The 26,310-nt window shown below is 70.3% G+C and carries 26 protein-coding genes; 13 read left to right on the top strand and 13 right to left on the bottom strand.

The features are described 5' to 3' along the window. Positions 1 to 39 precede the first annotated feature (39 nt). From ACZ7L5_RS05710 to ACZ7L5_RS05700, 3 genes are all read left to right on the top strand, one after another. The gene (locus tag ACZ7L5_RS05710; RefSeq protein WP_471514702.1) at positions 40 to 1,527 is read left to right on the top strand and encodes an MGH1-like glycoside hydrolase domain-containing protein; all 1,488 of its coding nucleotides are present in this window, start codon (positions 40 to 42) and stop codon (positions 1,525 to 1,527) included. Next, positions 1,524 to 3,461 carry an amylo-alpha-1,6-glucosidase gene (locus ACZ7L5_RS05705; RefSeq protein ID WP_471514700.1) on the top strand — a complete coding sequence of 646 codons (1,938 nt, stop codon included), beginning with the start codon at positions 1,524 to 1,526 and terminating at the stop codon, positions 3,459 to 3,461. Before ACZ7L5_RS05710 ends, ACZ7L5_RS05705 begins: the two co-directional genes overlap by 4 nt. Positions 3,462 to 3,637: 176 nt before the next feature. Continuing rightward, positions 3,638 to 5,677, top strand: coding sequence for a sulfatase-like hydrolase/transferase (locus tag ACZ7L5_RS05700; protein ID WP_471514698.1), 2,040 nt, complete (start codon positions 3,638 to 3,640; stop codon positions 5,675 to 5,677). On the opposite strand, the gene dusB is transcribed toward ACZ7L5_RS05700, so the two are convergent. Beyond that, complete coding sequence (dusB, locus tag ACZ7L5_RS05695) at positions 5,678 to 6,844, bottom strand: tRNA dihydrouridine synthase DusB (RefSeq protein WP_363040042.1); 1,167 nt, start codon at positions 6,842 to 6,844, stop codon at positions 5,678 to 5,680. A 64-nt stretch (positions 6,845 to 6,908) separates the two neighbouring features. Here dusB and ACZ7L5_RS05690 point away from each other — a divergent pair, with 64 nt between their 5' ends. Then, a complete protein-coding gene (locus ACZ7L5_RS05690) occupies positions 6,909 to 8,354 on the top strand; it encodes an MFS transporter (protein WP_471514696.1) in 1,446 nt (481 codons plus the stop codon). Between the two features lie 8 nt (positions 8,355 to 8,362). On the opposite strand, the gene ACZ7L5_RS05685 is transcribed toward ACZ7L5_RS05690, so the two are convergent. Then, the gene (locus ACZ7L5_RS05685) at positions 8,363 to 9,283 is read right to left on the bottom strand and encodes a helix-turn-helix transcriptional regulator (protein WP_471514694.1); all 921 of its coding nucleotides are present in this window, start codon (positions 9,281 to 9,283) and stop codon (positions 8,363 to 8,365) included. A gap of 101 nt (positions 9,284 to 9,384) precedes the next feature. Here ACZ7L5_RS05685 and ACZ7L5_RS05680 point away from each other — a divergent pair, with 101 nt between their 5' ends. Together ACZ7L5_RS05680 and ACZ7L5_RS05675 are read left to right on the top strand one after the other, a co-directional pair. Continuing rightward, positions 9,385 to 10,812 carry an MFS transporter gene (locus ACZ7L5_RS05680; RefSeq protein WP_471514692.1) on the top strand — a complete coding sequence of 476 codons (1,428 nt, stop codon included), beginning with the start codon at positions 9,385 to 9,387 and terminating at the stop codon, positions 10,810 to 10,812. A gap of 158 nt (positions 10,813 to 10,970) precedes the next feature. Further along, the gene (locus tag ACZ7L5_RS05675) at positions 10,971 to 11,189 is read left to right on the top strand and encodes a hypothetical protein (protein WP_471514690.1); all 219 of its coding nucleotides are present in this window, start codon (positions 10,971 to 10,973) and stop codon (positions 11,187 to 11,189) included. 588 nt (positions 11,190 to 11,777) lie between these two features. Here ACZ7L5_RS05675 and ACZ7L5_RS05670 read toward each other — a convergent pair. Next, positions 11,778 to 12,377: a TetR/AcrR family transcriptional regulator gene (locus ACZ7L5_RS05670; protein ID WP_471514688.1), complete on the bottom strand. Its 600-nt coding sequence runs from the start codon at positions 12,375 to 12,377 to the stop codon at positions 11,778 to 11,780. Positions 12,378 to 12,418: 41 nt separating this feature from the next. Continuing rightward, positions 12,419 to 13,426: an aldo/keto reductase gene (locus tag ACZ7L5_RS05665; protein WP_471514686.1), complete on the bottom strand. Its 1,008-nt coding sequence runs from the start codon at positions 13,424 to 13,426 to the stop codon at positions 12,419 to 12,421. 203 nt (positions 13,427 to 13,629) lie between these two features. Here ACZ7L5_RS05665 and ACZ7L5_RS05660 point away from each other — a divergent pair, with 203 nt between their 5' ends. Then, a complete protein-coding gene (locus tag ACZ7L5_RS05660) occupies positions 13,630 to 14,676 on the top strand; it encodes a chitinase (RefSeq protein WP_471514684.1) in 1,047 nt (348 codons plus the stop codon). A 3-nt stretch (positions 14,677 to 14,679) separates the two neighbouring features. Here ACZ7L5_RS05660 and ACZ7L5_RS05655 read toward each other — a convergent pair whose 3' ends face one another. Together ACZ7L5_RS05655 and ACZ7L5_RS05650 are read right to left on the bottom strand one after the other, a co-directional pair. Then, complete coding sequence (locus tag ACZ7L5_RS05655) at positions 14,680 to 15,291, bottom strand: LysE family translocator (RefSeq protein WP_328881780.1); 612 nt, start codon at positions 15,289 to 15,291, stop codon at positions 14,680 to 14,682. A gap of 207 nt (positions 15,292 to 15,498) precedes the next feature. Then, positions 15,499 to 16,881 (bottom strand): glycine--tRNA ligase, encoded by a 1,383-nt coding sequence (locus ACZ7L5_RS05650; protein WP_328881779.1) that lies wholly within the window; start codon positions 16,879 to 16,881, stop codon positions 15,499 to 15,501. Between the two features lie 162 nt (positions 16,882 to 17,043). Between ACZ7L5_RS05650 and ACZ7L5_RS05645 the strand changes: the two genes are divergently transcribed. From ACZ7L5_RS05645 to ACZ7L5_RS05630, 4 genes are read left to right on the top strand one after another with little or no spacing between them, the layout of a single operon-like run. Then, the gene (locus tag ACZ7L5_RS05645; RefSeq protein WP_363040022.1) at positions 17,044 to 18,009 is read left to right on the top strand and encodes a metal ABC transporter solute-binding protein, Zn/Mn family; all 966 of its coding nucleotides are present in this window, start codon (positions 17,044 to 17,046) and stop codon (positions 18,007 to 18,009) included. A 19-nt stretch (positions 18,010 to 18,028) separates the two neighbouring features. Continuing rightward, on the top strand, positions 18,029 to 18,796 hold the full coding sequence (locus ACZ7L5_RS05640) for a metal ABC transporter ATP-binding protein (RefSeq protein ID WP_471514682.1): 768 nt from the start codon (positions 18,029 to 18,031) through the stop codon (positions 18,794 to 18,796). Then, positions 18,796 to 19,698, top strand: a complete 903-nt coding sequence (locus ACZ7L5_RS05635) for a metal ABC transporter permease (protein ID WP_471514680.1) — start codon at positions 18,796 to 18,798, stop codon at positions 19,696 to 19,698. The genes ACZ7L5_RS05640 and ACZ7L5_RS05635 overlap by 1 nt, the downstream gene beginning before the upstream one ends. A 59-nt stretch (positions 19,699 to 19,757) precedes the next feature. Next, on the top strand, positions 19,758 to 20,171 hold the full coding sequence (locus tag ACZ7L5_RS05630; RefSeq protein ID WP_363040018.1) for a Fur family transcriptional regulator: 414 nt from the start codon (positions 19,758 to 19,760) through the stop codon (positions 20,169 to 20,171). 117 nt (positions 20,172 to 20,288) lie between these two features. Here ACZ7L5_RS05630 and ACZ7L5_RS05625 read toward each other — a convergent pair whose 3' ends face one another. The 5 genes from ACZ7L5_RS05625 to ACZ7L5_RS05605 form a co-directional block, all read right to left on the bottom strand. Beyond that, entirely contained in the window at positions 20,289 to 21,134 is an 846-nt protein-coding gene (locus ACZ7L5_RS05625) for an isoprenyl transferase (protein WP_471514678.1), read from the bottom strand. A gap of 17 nt (positions 21,135 to 21,151) precedes the next feature. Then, positions 21,152 to 21,898 carry a DNA repair protein RecO gene (gene recO, locus ACZ7L5_RS05620; protein WP_471514676.1) on the bottom strand — a complete coding sequence of 249 codons (747 nt, stop codon included), beginning with the start codon at positions 21,896 to 21,898 and terminating at the stop codon, positions 21,152 to 21,154. Between the two features lie 195 nt (positions 21,899 to 22,093). Then, positions 22,094 to 22,723, bottom strand: coding sequence for a DUF1266 domain-containing protein (locus ACZ7L5_RS05615; protein ID WP_471514674.1), 630 nt, complete (start codon positions 22,721 to 22,723; stop codon positions 22,094 to 22,096). A gap of 30 nt (positions 22,724 to 22,753) precedes the next feature. Further along, positions 22,754 to 22,969 (bottom strand): hypothetical protein, encoded by a 216-nt coding sequence (locus ACZ7L5_RS05610; protein ID WP_363051117.1) that lies wholly within the window; start codon positions 22,967 to 22,969, stop codon positions 22,754 to 22,756. Next, positions 22,966 to 23,172: a hypothetical protein gene (locus ACZ7L5_RS05605; protein ID WP_471514672.1), complete on the bottom strand. Its 207-nt coding sequence runs from the start codon at positions 23,170 to 23,172 to the stop codon at positions 22,966 to 22,968. The genes ACZ7L5_RS05610 and ACZ7L5_RS05605 overlap by 4 nt, the downstream gene beginning before the upstream one ends. A 114-nt stretch (positions 23,173 to 23,286) precedes the next feature. Between ACZ7L5_RS05605 and ACZ7L5_RS05600 the strand changes: the two genes are divergently transcribed. After that, positions 23,287 to 24,120, top strand: a complete 834-nt coding sequence (locus ACZ7L5_RS05600) for a helix-turn-helix domain-containing protein (RefSeq protein ID WP_471514670.1) — start codon at positions 23,287 to 23,289, stop codon at positions 24,118 to 24,120. Further along, positions 24,102 to 24,377 carry a DUF397 domain-containing protein gene (locus tag ACZ7L5_RS05595; RefSeq protein ID WP_471514668.1) on the top strand — a complete coding sequence of 92 codons (276 nt, stop codon included), beginning with the start codon at positions 24,102 to 24,104 and terminating at the stop codon, positions 24,375 to 24,377. Before ACZ7L5_RS05600 ends, ACZ7L5_RS05595 begins: the two co-directional genes overlap by 19 nt. Here the strand turns inward: ACZ7L5_RS05595 and ACZ7L5_RS05590 are convergent. Continuing rightward, entirely contained in the window at positions 24,361 to 25,233 is an 873-nt protein-coding gene (locus ACZ7L5_RS05590; RefSeq protein WP_471514666.1) for a DUF6879 family protein, read from the bottom strand. The genes ACZ7L5_RS05595 and ACZ7L5_RS05590 overlap by 17 nt on opposite strands. A gap of 104 nt (positions 25,234 to 25,337) precedes the next feature. After that, the gene (locus ACZ7L5_RS05585; protein WP_471514664.1) at positions 25,338 to 26,309 is read right to left on the bottom strand and encodes an SCO2521 family protein; all 972 of its coding nucleotides are present in this window, start codon (positions 26,307 to 26,309) and stop codon (positions 25,338 to 25,340) included. Position 26,310 lies beyond the last annotated feature (1 nt).

The raw sequence follows: 26,310 nt of genomic DNA, 5'->3' as shown, positions 1-26,310 counted from the left end.
ACCGAACCGGTCGGCCGGACGTCTTTCGGGGAGCCCCGAGTGGATCGCACTGCCCAGCTCACAGCCCGCCCCACGGAGCGTGACATTGCATACGATCCGCCTCCCGTGGCGGATTCACTGCACGTCAGGGCTGCCCGGGTGCTGGAGGACAACTGGACGGGCGCCTCGACGGTGCCCTCGCGCAGTCTGTATCCGCACCAGTGGTCCTGGGACTCGGCGTTCATCGCGATCGGCCTGAGGCACGTCTCGCCGCTGCGGGCGCAGACGGAGCTGGAGACGCTGCTCGGCGCCCAGTGGGGTGACGGGCGGGTCCCGCACATCGTCTTCAACCCCTCCGTGCCGCTCGACGCCTACTTCCCGAGCCCCGACTTCTGGCGCTCCTCGACCGCGGGGCGCGCTGCGGGCGCCCCGCGCACCGTACAGACCTCCGGCATCGTGCAACCACCGGTGCACGCGCTGGCGGCCTGGCTGGTGCACCGCGCCGACCCGGGCCTGTCCCGGGCGCGCGGCTTCCTCACCCGGATGTATCCCCGCCTCGCCGCCTGGCACCGCTATCTGCTGCACCGGCGCGACCTGGGCGCCGGCGGCCTCGCGTCCGTCGTGCACCCCTGGGAACAGGGTATGGACAACAGCCCCTGCTGGGACGCCCCGCTCTCCCGCGTCACCCCGGCCCCGGCCCGCTCCTTCCGCCGCGCCGACCTCGACCACGGGGCGGCCGAGGACCGGCCGACGGATCTGGACTACGGGCGGTATGTGCGGCTGGCGACGGACTACCGGGACGGCGGGTACGCGGACGGCACCGGGGACTTCGCGGTCGAGGACCCCGCGTTCAACGCCCTGCTCATCGCGTCCGAGCACGCGCTCGCCGAGATCGCCCGGGAGCTGGGGGCGACGGGCACGGCCCGGCACGCGCGCGCCGAGCGGCTGACGGCGGCGCTGATCGAGCGACTGTGGGACCCGGCGGAGGGCATGTTCTTCTGCCGGGACGTGCGCAGCGAGGGGCGGAGCGACGGACCGGTCGAGCCGTGGAGCGACAGGCTGAGCGAGAGGCGGAGCGACGGGTCGGCGGCAGGGGAGCCGATCCGCGAGCGCAGCGTCTCCGGCCTCGTCCCCCTCCTCCTCCCGACCCTCCCCCGCGACATCGCCGCCGCGCTGGTGCGGACGCTGGGCGGACCCCACTTCGGCCTCGGCGGCACGACCCGCCTCGTGCCGAGCTACGACCTGCTCGGCGAGGCCTTCGAACCGCACCGCTACTGGCGTGGCCCGTCCTGGTTCAACACGAGCTGGCTGCTGGAGCGCGGGCTCCGGCTGCACGGTGAGCGCGGCCGGGCCGACGCCCTGCGCAGGGCGATCCTGCACACCGCCGACGCCTCCGGGTTCGCCGAGTACGTCAGCCCGTACAGCGGCGACGCCTGCGGAGCCACCGGCTTCAGCTGGACCGCCGCGCTCACGCTCGACCTGATGCACGACCACCCCGCGTGGGACACGAACGCCGTCAGGGAACTCAAGGGAGGGGACCGGGGATGACGGACCGCCATCATCTGCTCGTCTACGGGGGAACGTTCGCCGCCGTGGGCGACGGCGGGGACATCAGCGGCGTACGCGCCGCCGGCTCCCCTGAGGGCTTATTCGTACGGGACGCCCGGCATCTGAGCCGCTGGCAGCTCACGGTGGACGGCGCCGTACCGGAGGCGCTCTCCCCGGTCGCCGACGGGGACACGGCCCGCTGTGTCCTGGTCCCGCGCGGCGGCCGCAACGAGCCTCCGGCCTACACCCTCTTCCGTGAACAGGCCGTCGGGGACGGGTCGTTCATCGAGTCCCTGCGTGTGACGAGCAACCGCCCGGTGCCGACGACGATCCGCCTGGCGATCACCGCGGACGCCGACTTCACCGACCAGTTCGAGCTGCGCTCCGACCACCGCACGTACGCCAAGACCGGCGTCACCCGCTCCCGCCAGGTCCTGGACCACGGTGTGGAGTTCACGTACCAGCGAGGCGAATGGCGTTCGATCACCACCGTGACGGCCGACCCCGCGCCCGACGGCGTGGAGGAGACCGGCACCGGCGCCCGCCGCCTGGTCTGGACCCTCGATCTCGACCCGCACGGCACGGCGGAGCTGACCCTCCGGGTGATGGCCCGCCCGCACGGCGACAAACGCGCCCTGCGCGTCCCCCGCTCCCCCGCGGCCCTGTCCTCCCACCTCCTCTCCCAGGAGGGCGAGTTCGTGGAGGGCGTGGCCTTCCCGACCGGCTGGCCCGAGTTGGCCGCCGCCTGCGCCCGGGGCCTTGCCGACCTGGCCGCGCTCCAGGTCCCGGCGACGGGTCCGGACGGCGAGGAACTGCGCGTCCCCGCGGCCGGCGCCCCCTGGTTCCTGACCCTGCTGGGCCGCGACGCCCTCCTCACCTCGCTCTTCGCCCTCCCCTACCGCCCCCGCCTCGCCGCCGCCACCCTCCCCGCACTGGCCGCGACCCAGGCCACGGAGATGGTCCCCGAGTCCGTCGCCCAGCCCGGCAAGATCGTGCACGAGGTACGGCACGGCGAGCTGGCGCACTTCGGGCAGGTGCCGTACGGCCGCTACTACGGCTCGGTGGACGCGACGCCGCTGTTCCTGATCCTGCTCGGCGCATACGTGGAACAGACCGGCGACACAGCCCTGGCCCGCGCCCTGGAGCCCCACGCCCGCGCGGCGATCGGCTGGATGCTGGACCACGGCGGGCTGACCTCCCGCGGCTACCTGGTCTACCGCGCCGACCAGGGCGGCCTCGCCAACCAGAACTGGAAGGACTCCCCCGGCGCCATCTGCTCGGCGGACGGCACCCGTCCCGGCGGCCCCGTGATGGCGGCGGGCGCCCAGGGCTATGCGTACGACGCCCTGCGCCGCACGGGGTGGCTGGCCCGCACGGTGTGGCAGGACGAGACCTACGCGGCCCTCCTGGAACAGGCGGCGGGCGACCTCCGTGACCGTTTCCAGCGGGACTTCTGGATGCCGGAGCACTCCTTCCCCGCGCTGGCGCTGGACGGCGGGGGCCGCCGGGTCGACGCGCTGGCCTCGGACGCGGGGCATCTCCTGTGGTCCGGGCTGCTGGACAAGGAGTACGGCGAGGCGGTGGGCCGTCGCCTCCTCGAACCGGACTTCTTCTCGGGCTGGGGAGTCCGCACCCTGGCCTCCGGCCAGCCTGCCTACCATCCCCTCTCCTACCACCGCGGCTCGGTCTGGCCGCACGACAACGCGCTGATCACCCTGGGCCTGGCCCGCTACGGCCTGCACGACGAGGCCCGCACGGTGGCCCACGCCCTGGTCGACGCGGCGACGACCACCGGCCACCGGCTCCCGGAGGTCCTCGCGGGCTACGGCCGCGACACCCACGCGGAGCCCGTGCCGTACCCGCACGCCTGCGTCCGCGAGTCCCGCTCGGCGGCGGCCCCGCTGGCGCTGCTGACGGCGGTGGGCGGGGCCTAGAGACCTTGCCCGCGGGCCTGTTGGCCTGCCGTTTGCCCAGCGTTTGCCGAGCGCTGGGGCACCGGAGCTGAACACCGGCCGGGGGCCGGCCGTACGGGATGACGGCGGGCCCCCAGCCTCCCCAGCGAGGCCCGCCGCACCACTCCACCAGGGGCCTCGCACGGAAGGACCTTCGGGTGCCTGTCTTCACGCGCCTACGTCAACTACCCGGCAAGAAGAACACCTTGCCCGACGAGACGTCCCCCAGCGAGCCCACGCCGTCCCCGCCCGCGTCCACCGAGGGCGGGGACACGGCACCGGAACCCGCCGCCCCCTCCGTCGAGACACCAGCGCCCCACGACGACGCGGGCACCGACAGCGAGGACACCTCGCAAGGACCACCCACCCCCTCCGACAAACCCGCGCCAGCCGACAGCAGGGACGCACCACACCCCGCCCAGGGACCCGCAGCCGCCGACCGCGAGGACACGGCACAGGAGCCACCGGCACCGGGCGACGAAAGCAGCACGGGTGGTTCGGGTGGGAACAACGACACGGGCGAAGGCGCAGCCGAGCCCGAAGCAACGCCCCCAACCACCCGCGCCCTCAGAATCAGGCGCGCCCTCCACTGGACGACCACCACCCTCGCCGCCGCCCTGATCCTCGCCGCCCTCCTCCTCCCCAACACCCTCCCCGCCCTGCAGCCGAACAGATTCACCCGCATCCCCGCCGAGGCGATCATCGGCGCAGTGGTCATGCTCGCCCTCCCCCGCCGCCCAAGACTCGTCGCGGCAACGCTCTACGGCATCGGCCTCGCCGTACTCACCGTGCTGAACCTCCTCGACATGGGCTTCAACGAGTACCTCGGCCGAGGCTTCAACGCCGCCCTCGACTGGGACCTCCTCCCCGACGCCCAGTCGTACGTCGCCGACACGATGGGCGGAGCCGTGGCCACCGGCGCTGCCATCGGCGGCGTCATCCTGATCCTGCTGCTGATGGCCCTCATGGCAGCCGCAACGATCCACCTCAGCACCCTCCTCACGACGCACAAGGCGAGGGCCACCCAGGGGGCACTCATAGCCGGCACGGTCTGGATCACCTGCACCGCACTCAACCTCCAGGCCTTCGGCATACCGATTGCCTCCGACCACGCCGCCGGCGCTCTGAGGACCCACGCGCAGCGGACGGTGGACTCCCTGGAGGACGAGGCCCGGTTCGCCGAGGAGGCCAAGGCCGACACCTTCGGCAACACGCCCCCCGACCAACTGCTGCCGGACCTGCGCGGCAAGGACGTCGTCTTCACGTTCATCGAGAGCTACGGCCGCAGCGCCATCGAGGACCCGATCATGGCCCCCGGCGTCGGCAGAACCCTCGACGCGAGCAACGAGGCCCTGGCCAGGGCGGGCTTCCACGCGAGGAGCGGCTGGCTGACCTCGGCGACGTTCGGCGGCAGCAGTTGGCTCGGCCACTCCACGACCATGTCGGGCCTGTGGATCGACAACCAGCGCCGGTACCGCACCGTTACCGCCGGCGAGCACCTCACCCTCACCAAGGCGTTCCAGAAGACCGGAGCCTGGGACACGGTCGGAGTCATGCCCGGCGTGCAGAAGGGCTGGCCGGAGTCGAAGTGGTACGGCCTCGACAGGCTGTACAACGCCTGGCAACTGGGCTACAAGGGCCCGAAGTTCAGCTGGTCGACGATGCCCGACCAGTACGCCCTGGAGGCCTTCCAGCGCCAGATCCACGGCAAGAAGCACGACAAGCCGCTGATGTCCTTCGTCATCCTGACCTCCAGCCATCAGCCCTGGGCCCCGATCCCGAAGATGGTCGACTGGGACGACCTGGGCGACGGCTCGGTCTTCGACGCGATCCAGAAGGCCGGGAAGAAGCCGGGTGACGTCCTCACCGACACCACGAAGTCCCGCGAGGAGTACGGCAAGTCAGTCGAGTACTCGCTGACCAGCCTCACGCAGTGGATGGAGCGCTACGGCACCGACGACACCGTTCTCGTCTTCCTGGGCGACCACCAGCCCATGGCCCGCGTCAGCGGCAACCACGCCAGCCGTGACGTACCGATCTCCATCGTCGCCAAGGACCCCAAGGTCCTCGACAAGATCGCCGACTGGAACTGGACGGACGGCCTCAAGCCCGCCAAGGACGCCCCGGTCTGGAGGATGAGCGCCTTCCGGGACCGCTTCCTGACGGCGTACGGCTCGACACCGCACGCCTCGAACTAGTCAGCCCCCGGACGTGTCCAACTCGGCGTCCTCGCCCACGCCCGCGCAGTCGTACGGGTCCTTCAGCCAGCCGTCCGGCAGCACCACCCGGTTGTTGCCGGACGTACGGCCACGGGGGCCGTCGGCTCCGACAGGCCAGGCCTGGTCGAGGTCCAGCTCGTCCAGCCCGGACCGGAGTTCGGCCAGCGACGACGTGACGGCGAGCCGCTTGCGCATCTCGGAGCCGACCGCGAAGCCCTTCAGATACCAGGCGACGTGCTTGCGGAAGTCGATGACGCCCCGCGCCTCGTCCCCGATCCACTCGCCGAGCAGCGTGGCATGCCGGACCATGACGTCGGCGACCTCGCGCAGGCCGGGCCGCGCGACGGCCTCCGTACGCCCCTCGAAGGCCGCGACCAGATCGGCGAACAGCCAAGGCCGCCCCAGGCACCCACGCCCGACGACCACCCCGTCGCACCCGGTCTCCCGCACCATCCGCACCGCGTCCTCGGCCGACCAGATGTCGCCGTTACCGAGCACGGGGATCTCCGGGACGTGCTCCTTGAGCCGCGCGATGGCGTCCCAGTCGGCGGTGCCGCCGTAGTGCTGGGCGGCCGTACGGCCGTGCAGCGCGATGGCCGTCACGCCCTCCTCGACGGCGATCCGGCCGGCGTCGAGGTAGGTGATGTGGTCGTCGTCGATGCCCTTGCGCATCTTCATCGTGACCGGCAGGTCACCGGCCCCGCTGACCGCCTCCCGAAGGATCGCCCGCAGCAGGTTCCGCTTGAACGGCAGCGCGGAGCCGCCGCCCTTGCGCGTCACCTTCGGCACCGGGCACCCGAAGTTCAGGTCGATGTGGTCGGCCAGGCCCTCCTCCGCGATCATGCGGACGGCCTTGCCGACAGTGGCCGGGTCGACGCCGTACAGCTGAATCGAGCGCGGCTTCTCGGTCGCGTCGAAGTGAATCAGCTGCATGGTCTTCTCGTTGCGCTCGACCAGCGCCCGGGTCGTGATCATCTCGCTCACGAACAGCCCCTTGCCGCCGCTGAACTCCCTGCACAGGGTGCGGAAGGGCGCGTTCGTGATCCCGGCCATCGGGGCCAGGACGACGGGCGGCTGCACGGTGTGCGGGCCGATCGGCAGGGGCGGGGCGACGGGCGAGACAGCGGGCGGGGCGGTCATGGACATCCACCCATTCTCACGTACCGAACCGGGTGCGGCGAAATTCATTAGTTAGGCGTACTATTCAAGGATGCCGGAGCTCAGCCCTCGCCGCCGACTGCTGGTCCTCGCGATCTGCTGCATGAGCCTGTTGATCGTGAGCCTCGACAACACCGTGCTCAATGTCGCCCTGCCCGCCCTGCAGCGCGACCTCGACGCGAGCACGTCGGGCCTGCAGTGGACGATCGACGCGTACACCCTCGTCCTCGCCTCGCTGCTGATGCTGGCCGGCTCCACGGCGGACCGGATCGGCCGCAAGCGCGTCTTCATGGCGGGCCTGGTCATCTTCACCATCGGCTCCGCGCTGTGCTCCCTCGCGCCGAACCTCGACGCTCTGATCGCGTTCCGGATGGTGCAGGCGGTGGGCGGTTCGATGCTCAACCCGGTCGCGATGTCGATCATCACCAACACCTTCACGGACCCTCGCGAGCGAGCGCGGGCGATCGGGGTGTGGGGTGGCGTGGTCGGCCTCTCCATGGCGGCGGGCCCGCTGGTCGGCGGGCTGCTGGTGGAGTCGGTCGGCTGGCGGTCGATCTTCTGGGTCAACCTGCCGGTGGGCCTGGCGGCACTCCTCCTCACCCTCCGCTACGTCCCCGAGTCGCGCGCCGCGCGGGCCCGCCGCCCCGATCCGGTCGGCCAGGTGCTGGTCATCGCGCTGTTCGGCGCACTGACGTACTCGATCATCGCGGCGCCGACGGCACCCGCGTCCGACACCCTGCTCCTCGGCAGCGTGGCCCTGGCCGCACTGATCGCCCTCCTGTTCTACGAGCCCCGCCGCGCAGAGCCCCTCATCGACCTGCGGTTCTTCCGTTCGGCGCCGTTCAGCGGGGCCACGGTGATCGCGGTCAGCGCGTTCGCGGCGCTGGGCGGGTTCCTGTTCCTGTCGACCCTGTACCTCCAGAACGTGCGGGGGCTCGACGCCCTGCACGCGGGGCTGTGGATGCTGCCGATGGCGACGCCGATGTTCCTGTGCGCACCCCTGTCGGGACGGCTGGTGGGTACCCGGGGGCCACGGCTGTCGTTGCTGATCGCCGGCACCGCGATGACCCTGAGCGCGGCCCTGTTCGCCCTCTTCGACGCCGAGACGTCCAACGCCACGCTGATCCTCGGGTACGCGATGTTCGGCATCGGCTTCGGGTTCGTCAACGCGCCGATCACCAACACGGCGGTCTCCGGAATGCCGCGCGCGCAGGCCGGGGTCGCGGCGGCCGTCGCGTCCACGAGCCGGCAGTTGGGGCAGACGCTCGGGGTGGCCGTGGTCGGTGCCGTGCTGGCGGCCGGGGTGTCGGTGTCGTCGTACCGGCAGACGTTCGTCGACGCCGCTGTGCCCGGCTGGTGGATCCTCACCGGGTGTGGGTTCATGGTCCTGATCGTGGGCGCGGTCACGAGCGGGCCGTGGGCTCGGCGTACTGCTGAACGCACGGCTGAGCGGCTGGAGTCGGTGGAGGTTCGCGACGCGTCCCGGGTCAGTGCGTAGGGCGGCGGCTAACGGCCGGTGAGGGCTGGTCGCGCAGTTCCCCGCGCCCCTGCGAGGGCGATTTCGTGCAGCCTCTCCAGTCGTTCCCTCGACTCCTCGTCCGCCGGCACGTACGTCACCATCCTCGGCCCCACCTCCGGACTCAGCCACAGGTCCGTGTGGTCGACGACCACCCGCCCCACATGACGGTTGAGGAACTCCTTGCGCTTGCTCCGGTGAGACACCACCTCGTGGCGGTCCCAGGCCTCGCAGAACTGCGGGGACTCCGCGCGCAGCCTCTTCAGCAGCATCTTCCAGACGGGCTCGGCCAGATGGCCGGCCATCGCGGCCCGGAAGCGGGCGGCCATGAGGCGTTGGACCTCCTCCAGGTGCACGATCGACGACTGCCACTCCTCGTGCGTGTACGACAGGATCAGGCAGTTGCGGTCCTCGGGCGGCACCGCCTCCAGGTCGCACAGCAGCAGACCGTAGGTGCGGTTGTGGGCGAGGATGTCGTAGCGGCTGTTCTGCAGACAGGCCGGGTACGGCTCCAGTTGCTCCAGGACGGCCCGCATCGCGGGCGTCACCGACGGGCAGGTCGTCGCCGGGGTCGGATCCACCGCCCCGGCCAGCTGGAAGAGGTGGGAACGCTCGCTGGGGTCGAGCATCAGCGTACGGGCGAGCGCGTCCAGGACCTGGACGGAGACCTGGATGTCCCGCGCCTGCTCCAGCCACGTGTACCAGGTGACACCCACGGCGGCGAGCTGGGCCACCTCCTCTCGGCGCAGGCCCGGGGTGCGGCGCCTGCGGCCGCGGGGCAGGCCGACCTGCTCGGGGGTGATGTGCTCGCGGCGGTGGCGCAGGAAGGCGGCGAGTTCGTGGCGCCGGATCGCCGACGCGGCGACGGGGCGGGGAGCTTCGGTCGCCGTTTCCTCGGCCATGGTCGTCATTCCTCCAGCCTGCCGCTCCCTGGATCCTGTTTCCAGGTGCTTCCGCTACCAGGATAAGGACACTCTGGTACCCGTCTCTGAGCGGGCGCAGGCTGTTGACCGTGACCGAAACCATCACTTCACGCAAGGCCCCGGCCATCGCGGCACCACCGTCGCTCGGCGGCCTCGGACTCTTCACGGTGCTGCTGGGCGCGGCACTTCCGCTCATCGACTTCTTCATCGTCAACGTGGCCCTGCCCACCATCGGCCACGACCTCGCGGCGAGCGAGGCCGTGCTCGAACTCGTCGTCGCGGGCTACGGGTTGGCGTACGCCGTGCTGCTCGTCCTCGGCGGGCGGCTCGGTGACCTGTTCGGCCGGCGGCGCCTCTTCCTGGGCGGCATGGCGGCGTTCGGGCTGACCTCGCTGGCGTGCGGGCTCGCGCCCAGCGCATGGACGCTCGTCGCGGCGCGGGTCGCGCAGGGCGCGGCGTCGGCGGCGATGCTGCCGCAAGTGCTGGCCACGATCCAGTCGGCCACGAGCGGTCAGCGCCGCGCGAAGGCCATGGGCCTGTACGGCGCGACGGCCGGTCTGTCGATGGTGGCCGGGCAGATCCTCGGCGGCGTGCTCGTCGCCGCGGACATTGCGGGCACCGGCTGGCGCTCGGTCTTCCTCGTCAACGTCCCCGTCGTCCTCGTCGGCCTCTTCCTGGCCTCCCGCGCGGTCCCGGAGACCCGTTCCCAGCGCCCCGAGCCGCTGGACGGACCCGGCACGGTCCTGCTCGCCGTCTCCCTCCTCGCGTTGCTGGCCCCGCTCACCGAGGGCCGGGCGGCGGGCTGGCCGCTGTGGACGTGGCTGTCGCTGGCGGCCTTCCCGTTCGCGGCGGGGGCGTTCTACGCGGTGGAGCGCAGGGCGGACCGGGCGGGGCGCACTCCGCTCGTACCACCGAGCCTGTTCGAGCTCACGTCCCTGCGGCGCGGGTTGATCATGATCGTGCCCTTCTCGATCGGCTTCAGCGGCTTCATGTTCGTGATCGCGGTGGCGTTGCAGCAGGGTGCGGGACTCGGCCCGGTCGCGGCGGGACTGGCGCTCGTGCCGATGGCGGTGGTGTTCTTCTTCGTCTCGCTGGCCGGTCCCCGGCTGGTCGCCCGCTACGGCACCCGTGTCGTGACCGCCGGTGCGGTGATCCAGGGGGTGGGCGTGGTGCTGATGGCGGTGGCCGCCTGGCGCTTCTGGCCGGACTTCGGCTTCGTCGAGCTGCTTCCGGGCGCGGCGACAGCCGGTGCCGGGCAGGCCCTCCAACTCCCGGTCATTTTCCGGATCGTCCTCTCCGAGGTGCCGGCCGCGCGGGCGGGCGTGGGCAGCGGGGTGATGATCACGACCCAGCAGTCGTCGCTGGCTCTGGGTGTGGCGACGCTGGGCACGCTCTTCCTCTCCCTGAGCTCGACGATCGGCATGGGCGACGCCCTGGTCACCACGCTCCTGGTCCAGTTGGCCGGAGTGGCGCTGACGGGCCTGCTCAGCCTGCGTCTGCCGCGCACGATCGGCTGACCCCGCGTTGAGATCATCCGGTGAGGGTGTGGCCACAGGTTGGTCAACTCGCCGGGGAAAAGTCCCTGTTGATGTTGGTCTTGCTGCACACTCCTTGCTGCGCACGGCTGCTCCCGGCCGGGCACGCGGACTCGATGTCCTCGGACGCTGGAGGCGTCATGCTGGAGATCAACACGAGCAAGGTGAGCCGCTGGGACCACCACGGACGCGAGCACGTCGTGCGAGTACAGCGCAAGGGCGCGCAACGCACGATCAGATGCGACACCTGCGGCTGGCGCAAGAACGCCCAGTTCCTGCCCTGGCTGAAGGCAGAGGAACACCTGGCGGAGGCCCACCAGGCAACGGTGGACCCGACGGATCCCCACCCGGACCGCTGACACCCACAACGCGTCCACACCCAGGTGCCGGGCCCCGTCGCCGGAAGCGCCCGGCCTCCGCGCCAAGCGGACGACCTCGACCCTCAGGCCGGCAAGCCCGCGGACGGCGACGCCGGCCCAGGCCGAACCCCAGCCACACCGCCGCCCCACCAGGCACGGCCCACCACCGCCGGCCCCGCACCCACACGCGAGACCGCACCCCGCATCAGCGCACCACAACCGGGCAGCGGACCCCCGACCGAGACAGCGCCCAGCCTCCACGCCACGCGGACAACCTCGCCCCCTCACCAGCGAGCCCACCAAGGGCAACGGCAGCCTCGACCAAGCCCCAGCCGCACCGCCGACACACACCCGCCCCCACGGGAGACGCCGCCGCTCAATCACGGCCCCGCACCCACACGCGAGACCGCACCCCGCATCAGCGCACCACGACCGGGCGGCGGACCCCCGACCGAGACAGCGCCCAGCCTCCACGCCACGCGGACAACCTCGCCCCCTCACCAGCGAGCCCACCAAGGGCAACGGCAGCCCCGACCAAGCCCCCGCCGCACCGCCGACACACACCCGCCCCCGCCGGAGGCACCCCGCTCAGCTCCGAGCCCGCAACCCCCGCATCAACAGGTCCACGACCGCCTCGAACTCCCTCTCCACCCCGGGCTGTTCCCACTCCCCCGCGAAGTGCGGGTCGTGGAAGCGGTCGGTCGCGCGGAAGAGGGCGAACGCCGTGGTGGCGGGGTCCTCGGTGGTGAAGGCGCCCGCTTCGGCGCCCGTGCGGACGATCTCGGTCAGCTGGCCGGTGAGTTCGGCGATGTGTTCGCCGACGACCGTTTCGACGGTCTCGGTGGTCAGCACCGAGTACGTGGCGAAGAGCTCCGGGTCGTCGAACGCCTTGCGGCGCTTGGCGGCGAACAGGGCCGCGAGCCACTCGCGCACCCGGGTCTCCGGATCGAGGTCCGGGGCGGCGACGATGGCCGCCAGGACCCCGGTCGTCCGGTCCAGCCACCTCTTCGTCACCGCCTCCCGCAGCGCCGCCTTCGTACGGAAGTGCCGGTAGACGCTGCCATGGCTGACGCCGAGGGCACGGGCCACGTCGACCACGGTGGCCTTGGCCGGGCCGTGGCGGCGCAGCACCTCCTCGGTGGCTTCGAGGATGCGCTCGGCGGTCAGGGTCGTGGGCGTCTGCGACATGCCCTAGACCGTACCCGGCCCAGGACCCGGCGCCGGGGCCACTACCTGCTGCCCAGGTGCGCCATCTGCGCGGCCGGGTAGCGGTCGCCCGCCGCCGCGTCCGCCGGCACCGCCTCCTCGATCGCCGTCAGGTCGGCCGCGTCCAGCGTGACGTCCAGCGCGCCCAGCGACTCGGCGAGCCGCTCCCGGGTGCGGGCGCCGACCAGCGGCACGATGTCGTCGCCGCGGGAGAGCACCCAGGCGATGGCGATCTGCGCGACGGAGACCCCCTTCCGCTCGGCGATCTTCCGCAGCGCCTCGACCAGGGTCAGGTTGTGCTGGAGGTTCTCGCCCTGGAAGCGGGGCGAGTAGGCGCGGAAGTCGTTCGCGGCGAGCTGCCGGTCCGGGGCGAAGTGGCCGGAGATCAGCCCGCGGGACAGCACGCCGTACGCGGTGACGGAGATCCCCAGCTCACGGGTGGTCGGCAGGACCGACTCCTCGATGCCGCGGGAGATCAGGGAGTACTCGATCTGCAGGTCGGCGATCGGCGCGGTCGCGGCGGCCCGGCGGATGGTGTCGGCGCCGACCTCGCTGAGGCCCACGTGCCGGACGTACCCCTTCTCGATCAGTTCCGCGATCGCGCCGACCGTCTCCTCGATCGGTACGTCGGGGTCGAGCCGGGCGATCCGGTACACGTCGATGTGGTCCACGCCGAGGCGCTGCAACGAGTACGCGGCGAAGTTCTTCACGGCGGCGGGGCGGCCGTCGTAGCCGACCCAGCCGCCGTCCGGGTCGCGCAGCGCGCCGAACTTCACGCTGACCTGGGCCTGTTCGCACAGCCCTGCGGGCGCGGCGCGCAGGGCCTCGCCGATCAGCATCTCGTTGTGGCCCATGCCGTAGAAGTCGCCGGTGTCGAGCAAGGTGACGCCGGCCTCCAGGGCGGCGTGCACGGTGGCGATCGACTCGGCGCGGTCCGCGTCGCCGTACAGCGCGGACATGCCCATGCAGCCGAGGCCGAGGGCGGAGACCTGGGGGCCGGTGGTTCCGAGGGAGCGGGTTCGCATCGTCATGCCTTCCACCATGCCTTAACAGCTGACAGATTTCAATATCTGTCAGTCCATACTTGTCAGCCCATACTTGTCAGCTCACGCTCGCCAGCCCCTACGTGCCGACTCATGCACCCAACGTGGTCCAGACCTATTGACGAAAGGTCTGGACCACGAGCACTGTCATGCCTACGACACCTCACCGCACCCCCACCGGGAGGCCCCGTATGCTCCGCCGCGCCCTGCGCCTGCTCGCCACCGCCCTGGCGACCGCCTGTCTGACCCAAGTCCCCGTCGCCACCCCCGCCGTCGCCGCCGACACCTGCGCCGTGAAGTCGAAGCCGTCCGGCAAGGTCCTCCAGGGCTACTGGGAGAACTGGGACGGCGCCGCCAACGGGGTCCACCCACCCTTCGGCTGGACCCCGATCACCGACTCCCGCATCGCGGCCCACGGCTACAACGTGATCAACGCGGCCTTCCCGGTGATCCGCTCCGACGGGACGGCGCTGTGGGAGGACGGCATGGACAGCGGGGTGAAGGTGGCGACCCCCGCCGAGATGTGCGCGGCGAAGGCGTCCGGCCAGACGATCCTGCTCTCGATCGGCGGCGCGACGGCCGGCATCGACCTCAGTTCGACGGCCGTGGCGGACCGTTTCGTCGCGACGATCGTCCCGATCCTGAAGAAGTACAACTTCGACGGCATCGACATAGACATCGAGACGGGCCTGGTCGGCAGCGGAAGCATCAGCCAACTCTCCACATCACAGGCCAACTTGATCCGCATCATCGACGGGGTCCTGGCCCGGATGCCGTCGAACTTCGGCCTCACCATGGCCCCCGAGACGGCGTACGTCACCGGGGGCAGCGTCACCTACGGCTCGATCTGGGGTGCCTATCTGCCGGTCATCAAGAAGTACGCCGACAACGGCCGCCTGTGGTGGTTGAACATGCAGTACTACAACGGCAGCATGTACGGCTGCTCCGGCGACTCCTACTCCGCCGGCACCGTCCAGGGCTTCACCGCCCAGACCGACTGCCTCAACCAGGGCCTGGTCATCCAGGGCACGACCATCAAGGTCCCGTACGACAAGCAGGTCCCGGGCCTGCCCGCCCAGTCCGGCGCGGGCGGCGGCTACATGTCCCCGTCCCTGGTCGCCCAGGCCTGGCGCCACTACGGCACGTCCCTCAAGGGCCTGATGACCTGGTCGCTCAACTGGGACGGCTCGAAGAACTGGACGTTCGGCGACAACGTGAAGTCCTTGCAGGGCCGTTGAGGCTCACTTGGTCGTGAGGGCGAGCTTCGCCCCCAGCGCCACGAACGACCCCGCGAAGCTCCGCCGCAGCCACGTCATCACCCTCGGCCGGGAGGTGACGTGGCTGCGCACCGACGCGGCCAGGACGCCGTACGCCGCGAAGACCAGGAACGTCGCCAGCATGAACACCCCGCTCAGCGCCAGCATCCGCATCAGCGCGTGCGGCTCGTGCGGGCTCACGAACTGCGGCAGGAACGCGAAGAAGAAGATCGTCAGCTTCGGATTGAGGATGTTGATCAGCACGGCCCGGACGATCACCTGCCGCGCCGAGTCCGGGGTGGTGCCCTCCTCGACGGCGATCGCGTCCTTGTCCCGCACGGTCGCCCAGGCCATGTAGAGGAGATAGGCGACACCGGCGTACTTGAGGATCTGGAAGGCGGCAGCGCTGGCATTCAACAGCGCCGCCAGCCCGGTCACCGTGGCCAGCACGTGCGGCACGATCCCGAGGGTGCACCCGAGCGCGGCAACAACGCTGGCCCGCCGCCCACGGGACAGCCCGGCCGCCAGGGTGTAGACGACACCGGTCCCGGGCGTCGCAACGACAACAAGGGTGGTCAGCAAGAAGGCGATACTCATGCCCGCCACCTTCCGGCCCCGGGCACCCCGCCAACAGGTCCAATCGCCCACGCCCGAAGAGGACCAATCACCGGCGCCCCATAAACGCAGAGTTCCCCGCACCCACCCAAGGGGCGCGGGGAACTGCGCGGCCGGCCACGACGAACCCGCGGCGGCGAATCACACGAGCAAGGCAGACGCAGCCCCACTCAGCGATCTAGCAACCACCTAGCAACCGACGAGCCTCGCAGCGAGGTACCCCTCGATCTGGTCCAGCGACACGCGCTCCTGCTTCATCGAGTCCCGCTCACGCACGGTCACCGCATTGTCGTCCAGCGTGTCGAAGTCGACGGTCACGCAGAACGGCGTACCGATCTCGTCCTGGCGACGGTAGCGACGGCCGATCGCGCCGGCGTCGTCGAACTCGATGTTCCAGTTCTGCCGCAGCGCCTGCGCGAGACCCTTGGCCTTCGGGGACAGCTCCGGGTTGCGCGACAGCGGCAGCACCGCGACCTTCACCGGCGCCAGACGCGGGTCGAGCCGCAGCACCGTGCGCTTCTCCATCTTGCCCTTGGCGTTGGGCGCCTCGTCCTCGACGTACGCGTCGAGCAGGAACGCCAGCATCGCGCGGCCGACACCGGCCGCGGGCTCGATGACGTACGGCGTCCAGCGCTCGCCGGCCTCCTGGTCGAAGTAGGAGAGGTCCTGGCCGGAAGCCTTGGAGTGGGCGTTCAGGTCGTAGTCGGTGCGGTTGGCGACGCCCTCCAGTTCGCCCCACTCGCTGCCGCCGAAGGAGAAGCGGTACTCGATGTCGGCGGTGCGCTTGGAGTAGTGGGAGAGCTTCTCAGCCGGGTGCTCGTACCAGCGCATGTTCTCCTCGCGGAGACCGAGGCCCGTGTACCAGTTCCAGCGCTCCTGCATCCAGTACTCCTGCCACTTCTCGTCCTCGCCCGGCTTGACGAAGAACTCCATCTCCATCTGCTCGAACTCGCGGGTGCGGAAGATGAAGTTGCCGGGCGTGATCTCGTTGCGGAAGGACTTGCCCATCTGCGCGATGCCGAACGGCGGCTTGCGGCGCGAGGTGGTCTGCACCTGACCGAAGTTGGTGAAGATGCCCTGGGCGGTCTCGGGGCGCAGGTAGGCGATCGAGCCGGAGTCCTGGGTCGGGCCGAGGTGCGTCGACAGCAGACCCGAGAACTGCTTGGGCTCGGTGAACTGGCCCTTGTTGCCGCAGTTGGGGCAGTTGATGTCGGCGAGGCCGTTCTCCGGGGCGCGGCCCTTCTTCTCCTCGTACGACTCCTCCAAGTGGTCCGCGCGGAACCGCTTGTGGCAGGAGGTGCACTCGGTGAGCGGGTCCGTGAAGGTGGCGACGTGGCCGGAGGCGACCCAGACCTCGGGGGCCAGGATCACGGACGAGTCGATACCGACCACGTCCTCGCGCGACGTCACCATGTAGCGCCACCACTGGCGCTTGAGGTTCTCCTTGAGCTCGACACCCAGCGGCCCGTAATCCCATGCGGCACGCTGACCGCCGTAGATCTCACTGCAGGGAAATACGAAGCCACGGCGCTTGCTCAGGCTGACGATGGTGTCGATCTTGTCGGCGGCCACGGTGCTCTCTTCATTACGACGACGGGCGACGAAGCGAGGCGCTTCACAGCGAATGCTTCAGGGTACCGGCGGGTCCTCCCCCTCAACCAAATCGGTAGCCCTCTGTGGACAGCCCCTCACGCTTGTTGACAATCGTTTCCACCTTTGCTGAAAATGACTGTCATGAACGTACGACGACATCACATATCCGGGCTTGCCCTGGCGGCCGTCACCGCTCTCGGTATCGGCACGCTCTCCGCCTGCTCCTCGGACAGCGCGGCCGCGGGCAACACGGACAAGTTCGACGTCGTCGCGTCGTTCTACCCCATGGCCTTCCTCGCCGAGCAGATCGGCGGCAGCCATGCGAACGTCTCCAGTCTGACCGAACCCGGCCAGGAGCCGCACGACCTGGAGATCAGCGCCCGGCAGCGGGCCCAGCTGGAGGACTCCGACGCGGCGCTCTACCTCAAGGGTCTCCAGCCGTCCGTCGACGAGACCATCGAGCAGTCGGGCCTCAAGACCAAGATCGACGCTGCCACGCTCACCAAGCTGGAGGACCACGGCGACGTCGAGCACGAGCACGCGGGCGAGCACTCCGAGGAGGAGCACTCCGAGGAGGAGGGCCACGCCCTCGACCCGCACGTCTGGCTCGACCCGGTGAAGTACGCCGAGATCGCCAAGGGCGTCGGCGCGGCCTTCGAGAAGGCCGACCCGGACCACGCGGCCGACTACAAGAAGAACACCGACGCGCTGGTCAAGAAGCTCGACGACCTCAACACCCAGGTCGCGGACGGGCTCAAGAACACCGAGACCAAGGTCTTCTTCACCAACCACGCCTCCTTCGGCTACTTCGCGGAGCGCTACGGCCTGACCCAGGAGGCCATCTCCGGCGTCGACCCGGACAGCGAGCCCAGCCCGGCCCGGATCAAGGAGCTCCAGACGGAAGCCAAGGCCGACGGCGTGACCACCGTGTTCTACGAGACACTGGTGTCCGACAAGACCGCGAAGACCCTCGCCGACGACGCGGGCCTCAAGACGGACGTTCTCGATCCGCTGGAAGGCATCACCGACAAGTCCAAGGGCGACGACTACTTCCAGGTCATGGAGGCCAACCTCAAGGCGCTGCAGACCGCGCTGGGGGCCAAGTGACCAACCTACGGAGGACGGCATGACCGAGCCCGTCATTTCGCTGCGCGGCATCCGCGCCGAGCTGGGCTCGCGCCCCGTGCTGCGCGGCATCGACCTCACCGTGGGCCGCGGTGAGGTCGTCGCCCTGCTCGGGGCCAACGGCTCGGGCAAGTCGACCGCCGTGCGCAGCATCATCGGCCAGGTGCCGGTCAGCGCCGGCGAGATCGAGCTGTTCGGCACCCCGCGGGCCCGGTTCCGCGACTGGGCGCGGGTGGGTTACGTCCCGCAGCGCACGACGGCCGCGGGTGGCGTGCCCGCCACGGTCGGCGAGGTCGTCTCCTCGGGCCGCCTGTCGCGCACCCGCTTCGGCATCTTCCGCAAGGCCGACCACGCCGCCGTACGCCGCGCCCTGGACCTCGTCGGCATGACGGACCGGGCGAAGGACTCGGTGGGCGCCCTGTCCGGCGGCCAGCACCAGCGGGTGCTGATCGCCCGCGCCCTGGCCTCCGCGCCCGAACTGCTGATTATGGACGAGCCGATGGCGGGCGTGGACCTGGCCAGCCAGGAGGTGCTCGCGCAGACGCTCAGGGAGCAGGTCGCCGCCGGCTCGACGGTCCTGCTGGTCCTGCACGAACTCGGCCCGCTGGAGCCCCTGATCGACCGGGCGGTGGTCCTGCGCGACGGCTGCGTGACGCACGACGGCCCGCCTCCGAAGGCCGTCGGCCAGCACGCGCTGCCCGGCCACGACCACGTACACCCGCACGCGGCTCACGACGCCGAACCGATCCGGACGGGGCTGCTGAGCTGATGGAATTCCTGAACTACGACTTCATGCAGCGGGCGCTGCTCGCCGCCGTCCTGGTCGGCATCACCGCGCCCGCCGTCGGGATCTACCTCGTCCAGCGCCGCCAGGCCCTGATGGGCGACGGAATCGGCCACGTGGCGATGACGGGCGTCGGCCTCGGCTTCCTGCTCTCCTGGTCGCCGGTGTGGATGGCGACGCTGGTCTCCGTCCTCGGCGCGGTGCTGATGGAGCTGATCCGCTGGTACGGCAAGACCCGCGGCGACATCGCCCTCGCCATGCTCTTCTACGGGGGCATGGCCGGCGGCGTGATGCTCATCAACCTCGCGCCGGGCGGCTCGAACGCCAACCTGACCTCGTACCTCTTCGGCTCCCTGTCCACGGTGAGCGAGTCGGACGTGACGGCGATCATCCTGCTCGCCGCGTTCGTGGTGCTGGTCACCCTCGGCCTGCGCCGCCAGTTGTTCGCGGTGAGCCAGGACGAGGAGTTCGCACGGGTCACGGGCCTTCCGGTGCGCGCCCTCAACCTGCTGACGGCGATCACCGCGGCGGTGACGGTGACGGTCGCGATGCGTGTGGTCGGGCTGCTGCTGGTGAGCGCGCTAATGGTGGTGCCGGTGGCGGCGGCCCAGCAGCTCACCCGGAGCTTCGCGGCGACGTTCGCGATCGCCGTCGCGATCGGGGTCACGGTGACGATCGGCGGCACGGTCACGTCGTACTACCAGGACGTCCCGCCCGGCGCGACGATCGTGCTGCTGACCATCGGCGCGTTCATCGCGCTGACCGCCCTGGCGACCCCGCTGGCCCGCCGCAGGGCCCGTGCGCTGGCCGCGGCGCAACCCGCCGGCGATCCGGCGGAGTGCACGATTCCGGCCAGCCGGGATGCCACCGGCAAGGTCGGCGTCTGACTGCCGACTGTCCGGGCTGGCACAATGGCCCGGCAAGTGCAGACGTGAGGAGGCAACCGGTGACGACCGCTGGACCGCCCGTAAAGGGCCGCGCGACTCGGCAGCGGGCCGCCGTGGCGGCGGCCCTCGACGAGGTCGACGAGTTCCGCAGCGCCCAGGATCTCCACGACATGCTGAAGCACAAGGGCGACTCGGTCGGGCTCACCACGGTCTACCGCACCCTGCAGTCCCTCGCCGACGCCGGCGAGGTCGATGTCCTGCGCACCTCCGACGGCGAGTCGGTCTACCGCCGCTGCTCTACCGGCGAACACCACCACCACCTCGTCTGCCGCGTCTGCGGCAAGGCCGTCGAGGTCGAGGGCCCCGCGGTGGAGAAGTGGGCGGACGCCATCGCCGCCGAGCACGGCTTCGTGAACGTGGCGCACACGGTGGAGATCTTCGGCACGTGTGCGGAGTGCGCGGCCGCTCAGTAAGTCGGCCCAGCCTGCGGGCAGTCGTGCCGCTGGGCGCGGCACGGGTGGGCGCAGGCGGCACCCCCGCAAGCGCGGGTGAGCGACACGCCCCCACCCGCGCCGACGCCGGGCGTACGGTCAGCCGTCTGCCGGCTCCGACCGCCCCTCCATCGCCAGCAGTTCCTCGTTCGGGATCGCCCCGCCGAACCGCCGGTCGCGCGATGCGAACTCCACGCAGGCGCGCCACAGGTCACGCCGGTCGAAGTCCGGCCACAGGACGTCCTGGAAGACCATCTCGGCGTAAGCGCTCTGCCAGAGAAGGTAGTTGGATGTGCGCTGCTCGCCGCTGGGGCGCAGGAACAGGTCCACGTCGGGCATGTCCGGGTAGTAGAGGTACTTCGCGAAGGTCTTCTCGGTGACCTTGGACGGGTCCAGCCGCCCGGCCCGTACGTCCTCGGCGAGGGCCTGCGCGGCGTCCGCGATCTCGGCCCGGCCGCCGTAGTTCATGCAGAAGTACAGGGTCAGCTTGTCGTTGTCCTTGGTCTGCTCCTGGGAGATCTCCAGCTCCTTGGCGACCGACTTCCACAGCTTGGGCATCCGGCCGACCCACCGCACCCGGATGCCCAGCTCGTCGAGCTGGTCGCGGGTCTTGCGGATGAAGTCGCGGTTGAAGTTCATGAGGAAGCGCACCTCGTCCGGCGACCGCTTCCAGTTCTCGGTGGAGAAGGCATACAGGGAGATCGCGCCGACGCCGATCTCGATCGCGCCTTGGAGGACGTCGAGCACCCGCTCGGCACCGACCTTGTGGCCCTCGGTGCGCGGCAGCCCGCGCTCCTTCGCCCAGCGGCCGTTCCCGTCCATGACGATCGCCACATGGTTGGCGACCAGTTCGCCGGGGAGCTTCGGCGCGCGGGCACCGGACGGATGCGGCTCCGGCTTCTTGTACTCGCGGCGCCGGCGCCCCAGGAACCCACTCACAACCATGTGCTTTCCGTCTCCCTCTACTTTTCCACGTACCGAAGCGAGCGCAGCCCGCGCTCCAGGTGCCAGTGCAGATAGGCGGACACGATCCCGCTGCCCTCCCGGACGTACCGCGGCTCGCAGGCGTCCGCCGACTCCCAGTCTCCCGTAAGCAGCGCGGCGAGCAGTTCGAGCGTCTGCGGCGACGGTACGACGCTACCGGGCACCCGGCAGTCGACACAGACCGAGCCCCCGGAGCCCACGGAGAAGAAACGGTTCGGACCGGGCATACCGCACTTCGCGCAGTCGCTGAAGCTGGGGGCGTAGCCGTTGACGGCGAGCGACCGCAGCAGGAAGGCGTCGAGAACGAGGTTCGGGGCGTGCTCGCCACGGGAGAGGGTGCGCAGGGCCCCGACGAGCAGCAGGTACTGCTGTACGGCCGGCTCGCCCTCATGATCGGTGAACCGCTCCGCGGTCTCCAGCATGGCCGTCCCGGCGGTGTAGCGCGCGTAGTCGCTGACGATCCCGCCGCCGTACGGAGCGATGGTCTCGCTCTGCGTGCACAGCGGCAGCCCGCGCCCGATGAGTTCGCTCCCCCGCGCGAAGAACTGCACGTCGACGTGGGAGAAGGGTTCGAGGCGGGCCCCGAACTTGGACTTCGTCCGCCGCACACCCCGGGCCACGGCCCGCACCCGCCCGTGTCCACGGGTGAGCAGGGTGATGATCCGGTCGGCCTCGCCGAGTTTCTGTGTCCGCAGGACGATGCCGTCATCCCGGAAAAGACTCATTCCGCACCCCCGCGGGCTTTCGGCCGGGGGCCCGGGGGTTGTCCCCCGGGGCAGCACAGCATGATCCGGTCCGCTTCGCCCAGCTTCTGGGTGCGCAGGACGACGCCGTCATCCCGGAAGAGGCTCATCGCGGGCCTCCGTGGACTTCCGGCCGGGGGAACAGACTCATGGGGTCATTCTCTCGTACGCCCGGAGTCAGCGGGGGCGGTCCGGGTGGCTGATGGTGCCCCAGGGGGCGAGGTTCCAAGGGCTGGAACGATTCGCCGGGTCCAGCAGCGACCGCAGATGCACGTCGGCGGTGGCTTGCGGAGCCGGGAGGTCGGAGGCGGATTCCGCCCTTCCCCGCAGCCCGTCCCGCCAGACCTGCCGGCCGAGCAGATAGTGAGCGGCGTACTCCTGCCAGGAGCCGTACGTCCCCACCACCGCCGGCACGATGTTCTTCAGCGCGGTCCAGGCGTCCGGCTCGTCGATCAGCCCGCAGCCGAAGCCACGGCGGGTGATGTCGACGTACAGCGCGGCGTCCCAGGCGAGCGGCGCGACACCGGTGACCTGCAGCGCCCGCGCCCGGTACCCGGTGCGGGACAGGTCGTCGAGCCGGTCGACCAGCTCCTCGCGCGAGGTGATCTCCCACTGTTCGGCCAGCCAGCGCCGGGCACTGTCGTCGTCGATCCGCGTGTACGGGTAAAGAGTGTTCCGCGAGGCGCCGCTGTCCCGGCTCACCGGCGCGCTCAGCGACACCATCCACAGCTGGTGCGTGGTGAGCGGCACGGGATAGCGCCGGGACGTCTTCGGCCCCCGGCTCCTCCATCTCTTCCACAAGCCCATGCCGCCGCACTTTACGGGCCCGCCCTTACGTCAAGGAACCTCACCCCGGCTGCGTGCGTTGGCGTACGCCGTCGCCGCGCGCAGCCGCTCGGCGGGGGTGGCCGTGCGTACGGCGCCCGGCTCTGCGTCCCACTCCTTCCCGCCCCCGTACGGTCTCAGCTGAACGTACGGCCCCTCATGTCCCATCACGACGCCGATCCTCCCCTTTCGTGTGTCCACGACGTACGACCCGATCGGTGGCTTCACCGCAACACCGCCGCGAGGCGCCGCGCGGTCTCGACCGAACACCGGCCCAATTCGACGAGCGGGCAAGGGGCTTCACGCGCAAGACTCGCCGGATCGATCCGGAGTGTCGGAAGCGTAATTCCTGCCTTCTCCAGCACCGCCCGCAATTCCTTCACTGCTTCCTCCGCTTCTTCGACGCAGTGCGCCGAGTGTCGTGCCGACACCTTGCTCCCCTCCTATTTGGGTTTCACGCATTTCACATCCATGGTGACCTGCGACGCCTACACTCGGCAGGAGTCTGTGCCCTACAAGTGCGGGGCAGTACAAGGGGGTTGGCCATGGCCAACGGTTCGCGGCAGGCGGCCTGGGAGTTCTTCGGTGCGGAGTTGAAACGGCGGAGGGAGGACGCCGGGCTCACCCAGGTGGAGTTAGGGGCTCGGGTATTCGTCTCCGGCGGATACATCGGCCAATTCGAACAGGCCATTCGGAAGCCGCAGAGGGATGTCGCGCAGCGGATTGATGAGGCGCTGCAAACCGACGGTATTTTCGAGCGCCTTTGGCGAAAGCTCATCAAGGAGCAGCCGTATACGGAGTACTTCGCGCATGTGGTGGAGCTGGAACGGCTGGCGACGGAGATCTGCGAGTACGCGCCGATGGTAGTGCCCGGGCTCCTTCAGGCGCCGGAGTACGCGCGGGGGGTGTTCCTGGCGAACAATCCGTTCGCTACCGACGAGTACATCGAGGAGTTGGTCAGAGGCCGCATGGATCGGGCTCGGATCCTCAAGGACGCTACAAGGCCCGTGTATTGGGCGGTTCTCCACGAGACATGCCTTCGCGTCCCGGTCGGCAGCCGGGAGATCATGGCCCGCCAGCTAGACCGGATCGTGGCGCAGGTGCGGGAGCGCACGGCGCTGGTTCAGGTGCTGCCGTTCGCGGCTGGGGCACACGCGCAGATGGGCAAGTTGATGAAGCTCATGGACTTCGAGGACGCCCCGCCAACTGTCTATACAGAAGGCGTGTTTTCGGGGACTTTGCTGGACGATCCGGCCGTGGTGAAGCGAACCCAGGCGCATTACGATCTCCTCAGGGCCACCGCACTGTCGCGGGAGGACTCCCTGGCCCTGATCGAGTCAGCAGCGGAGGACTACAGACGATGCGAGCGTACGACCTGAGCAACGCCCGGTGGCGCAAGAGCACCTACAGCGGCGGCGCTGGCGGGGAGGACTGCGTCGAGGTCGCGTACGACTTCCCAGGCGCCGCCCGCTGGCGCAAGAGCAGCTACAGCGACGGCAACGGCGGCAACTGCGTCGAGGTCGCCGACGGAGTCCCCGGTGTCATCCCCGTCCGAGACACCAAACTCGCCTCGGACAGCCCCGTACTCCTCATCCCCGCGCACGCCTGGCGCGGGTTCCTCACGTCTCTGCGGTGACCCGCGGAGCCGTCTGCTGACGCTCCGCCTCAGCCCACAGCTCGGTGAACTGGGTGACGTGGTCCTCGATATGGTCCGGCTCGGCGTTCAGCAACGTGCTGTCCGGGTTGTTCTCCTGGTCCGGCTTGGTCTCGTGGCAGAGTTCGCCGTCGAAGACGATGAAGTCGCTCACCCTGGGGTTGGACTGCATCAGCGACCGCACCGCGATACGCGCATCGATACCTCGCCTGCGATGGCCGTCGCACAGCGCTCTGAGTTCCGGCGTGACCTCGTCCTCGGTCCGCACGATGAACAGCCGCCGGATCTCCACGCCCCGCCGCTTGATCGCCTTCTCCTGCGCGGCGAGATACCGCTCGGCGGGCCCGCTGCTCCAGAACTCCCGGTCCACCGAGGTGCTGGTGGCGTCGAGGGTCATCTTGACGCAGTCGGTGATGTCGATCAGCCACTCGTGGTTCTCGCCGGGGCAGTCCGCGCTGCCGCTGCCGAGGCCTTCCATCATCTTGGCGAGCCGGCCCAGTTCCTTCTCGGCGAAGGCCTGCATGATGTCGCCGCCCTGCTCACGGACCTTGGTGTAGCCGAGGACCAGCCGGGTCACCTCGTCGGAGCGCAGCACCGAACCGTCGACCTGGCTGAACAGCGTCGTGGCGGCGAGGATCTCGTTGAAGCGCCGGTCGACCTTCTCGAACCGCTCCCCGAAGTCGATCAGGTACTGCACGATCAGGGCCGCGCTGCCGATGACGATGGACGCCACCCACTGCCAGATGTTCCCGTCGTCCTCACTGAGGATGCTGGTCAGCAGGAAGGCCCCGGCCGCCGCCCCGGCGGTGATCAGGATCCGCCAGAACATCTTGGGCATGCGCGGTTCCTGGCGCGGTACCACTTGCCCGTTGCCACCTGCTCCTAACGATGACGCTCCGCCCATTTCTCTCCCCCGTCGTTATCTGGTTCCGGTACCGCCCCTCAGCGCGTGCTGAGCGCCTGGTGGGGCACCGCCACGGCCTGGAGGGCCAGTCGATCTCTGATGCGCCGGCTCAGGTTCTCCCACTGACGGGAGAACCCCGGTTTCTCTTCGAGCACGTCCCACAGGTGACCCAGCGCGGGGTCCACGTGTGCGCGCGGCATCCACAGATGCAGCAGATGAACCACGACCGGATGCAGCGCCTCGACCACCGAGGGTCCGTCTATGGCGCCGATCCGGTTGTTGTCCAGCATGTGCTGAACGGTCGTCAAAAGCCAGTCGTGCAGGGCGAGATCCTCGCACAGACCGGCCGCGGCGGAGGCCGGGACGTCCTCCGGAAGCAGTAGCTCCACGGTCCGCAGCCCGCCCTCGGCGACGGTGAAGTTCGCCAGGGACGGCCGCTCACCGGCCGGGATCCGCCGCGCGACCCAACGCAGCCGCGTCGGGCTGGACTTGAAGGGCACCCGGCGGTCCAGCAGCGCGTGGCGGCGGAGCTGGGCGAGCAGGCCCTCGGAGATCATCCCGAGGTCGAGTTCGCCACGCCCTGCGCCCCGCAACACGCCTTCCGCTGTGGCCTGTTGGGGCAGCTTGCCGAACGGCTCGACCAGGCCGGGTCGTACGAGGTACTGCCCCCAGGGGCGCCGTGTGTCGGGGCCGGCGGCCGGGAGGCTGAAGTACGCGGTCGACTGGAGCAGCCGGCCCTCGGTCAGCGCCGCGCGGGCGGCCACCGTACCGACGCCCCGGACCTTGCTGCCGTTGGCGGCGGGCAGCCGGCAGTCCACGCCGGTCAGGACCTCGGGCGACAGGACGTACATGCTGGGCCGTTCCGAGACCCGGACGTGGACGTCGGCGCGCAGCCTGAGCAGCTGGGCGGCGGCCCGGGCGTCGAGCGCCTGGAACGACGGCAGCAGACAGGTGCGCACCTCACCGCAGGCGAGGACCGAACGCGCCGGCTGTCCGGTGGCCGCCGTCATC

The organism is Streptomyces sp. NPDC107528 (assembly GCF_055639295.1).
Note: the sequence above shows the minus strand (reverse complement) of the source record. Positions and strands in the feature narration are given on the sequence as shown.

Bases quoted from the DNA above. Each gene is read 5' to 3' on its own strand.
- ACZ7L5_RS05705 (WP_471514700.1), top strand. From the start codon at position 1,524: ATGACGGACCGCCATCATCTGCTCGTCTACGGGGGAACGTTCGCCGCC.
- dusB (WP_363040042.1), bottom strand. From the start codon at position 6,844: ATGTCCATGACCGCCCCGCCCGCTGTCTCGCCCGTCGCCCCGCCCCTG.
- ACZ7L5_RS05690 (WP_471514696.1), top strand. From the start codon at position 6,909: ATGCCGGAGCTCAGCCCTCGCCGCCGACTGCTGGTCCTCGCGATCTGC.
- ACZ7L5_RS05685 (WP_471514694.1), bottom strand. From the start codon at position 9,283: ATGACGACCATGGCCGAGGAAACGGCGACCGAAGCTCCCCGCCCCGTC.
- ACZ7L5_RS05675 (WP_471514690.1), top strand. From the start codon at position 10,971: ATGCTGGAGATCAACACGAGCAAGGTGAGCCGCTGGGACCACCACGGA.
- ACZ7L5_RS05670 (WP_471514688.1), bottom strand. From the start codon at position 12,377: ATGTCGCAGACGCCCACGACCCTGACCGCCGAGCGCATCCTCGAAGCC.
- ACZ7L5_RS05665 (WP_471514686.1), bottom strand. From the start codon at position 13,426: ATGACGATGCGAACCCGCTCCCTCGGAACCACCGGCCCCCAGGTCTCC.
- ACZ7L5_RS05660 (WP_471514684.1), top strand. From the start codon at position 13,630: ATGCTCCGCCGCGCCCTGCGCCTGCTCGCCACCGCCCTGGCGACCGCC.
- ACZ7L5_RS05655 (WP_328881780.1), bottom strand. From the start codon at position 15,291: ATGAGTATCGCCTTCTTGCTGACCACCCTTGTTGTCGTTGCGACGCCC.
- ACZ7L5_RS05645 (WP_363040022.1), top strand. From the start codon at position 17,044: ATGAACGTACGACGACATCACATATCCGGGCTTGCCCTGGCGGCCGTC.
- ACZ7L5_RS05640 (WP_471514682.1), top strand. From the start codon at position 18,029: ATGACCGAGCCCGTCATTTCGCTGCGCGGCATCCGCGCCGAGCTGGGC.
- ACZ7L5_RS05635 (WP_471514680.1), top strand. From the start codon at position 18,796: ATGGAATTCCTGAACTACGACTTCATGCAGCGGGCGCTGCTCGCCGCC.
- ACZ7L5_RS05625 (WP_471514678.1), bottom strand. From the start codon at position 21,134: ATGGTTGTGAGTGGGTTCCTGGGGCGCCGGCGCCGCGAGTACAAGAAG.
- recO (WP_471514676.1), bottom strand. From the start codon at position 21,898: ATGAGTCTTTTCCGGGATGACGGCATCGTCCTGCGGACACAGAAACTC.
- ACZ7L5_RS05615 (WP_471514674.1), bottom strand. From the start codon at position 22,723: ATGGGCTTGTGGAAGAGATGGAGGAGCCGGGGGCCGAAGACGTCCCGG.
- ACZ7L5_RS05600 (WP_471514670.1), top strand. From the start codon at position 23,287: ATGGCCAACGGTTCGCGGCAGGCGGCCTGGGAGTTCTTCGGTGCGGAG.
- ACZ7L5_RS05595 (WP_471514668.1), top strand. From the start codon at position 24,102: ATGCGAGCGTACGACCTGAGCAACGCCCGGTGGCGCAAGAGCACCTAC.
- ACZ7L5_RS05590 (WP_471514666.1), bottom strand. From the start codon at position 25,233: ATGCCCAAGATGTTCTGGCGGATCCTGATCACCGCCGGGGCGGCGGCC.
- ACZ7L5_RS05585 (WP_471514664.1), bottom strand. From the start codon at position 26,309: ATGACGGCGGCCACCGGACAGCCGGCGCGTTCGGTCCTCGCCTGCGGT.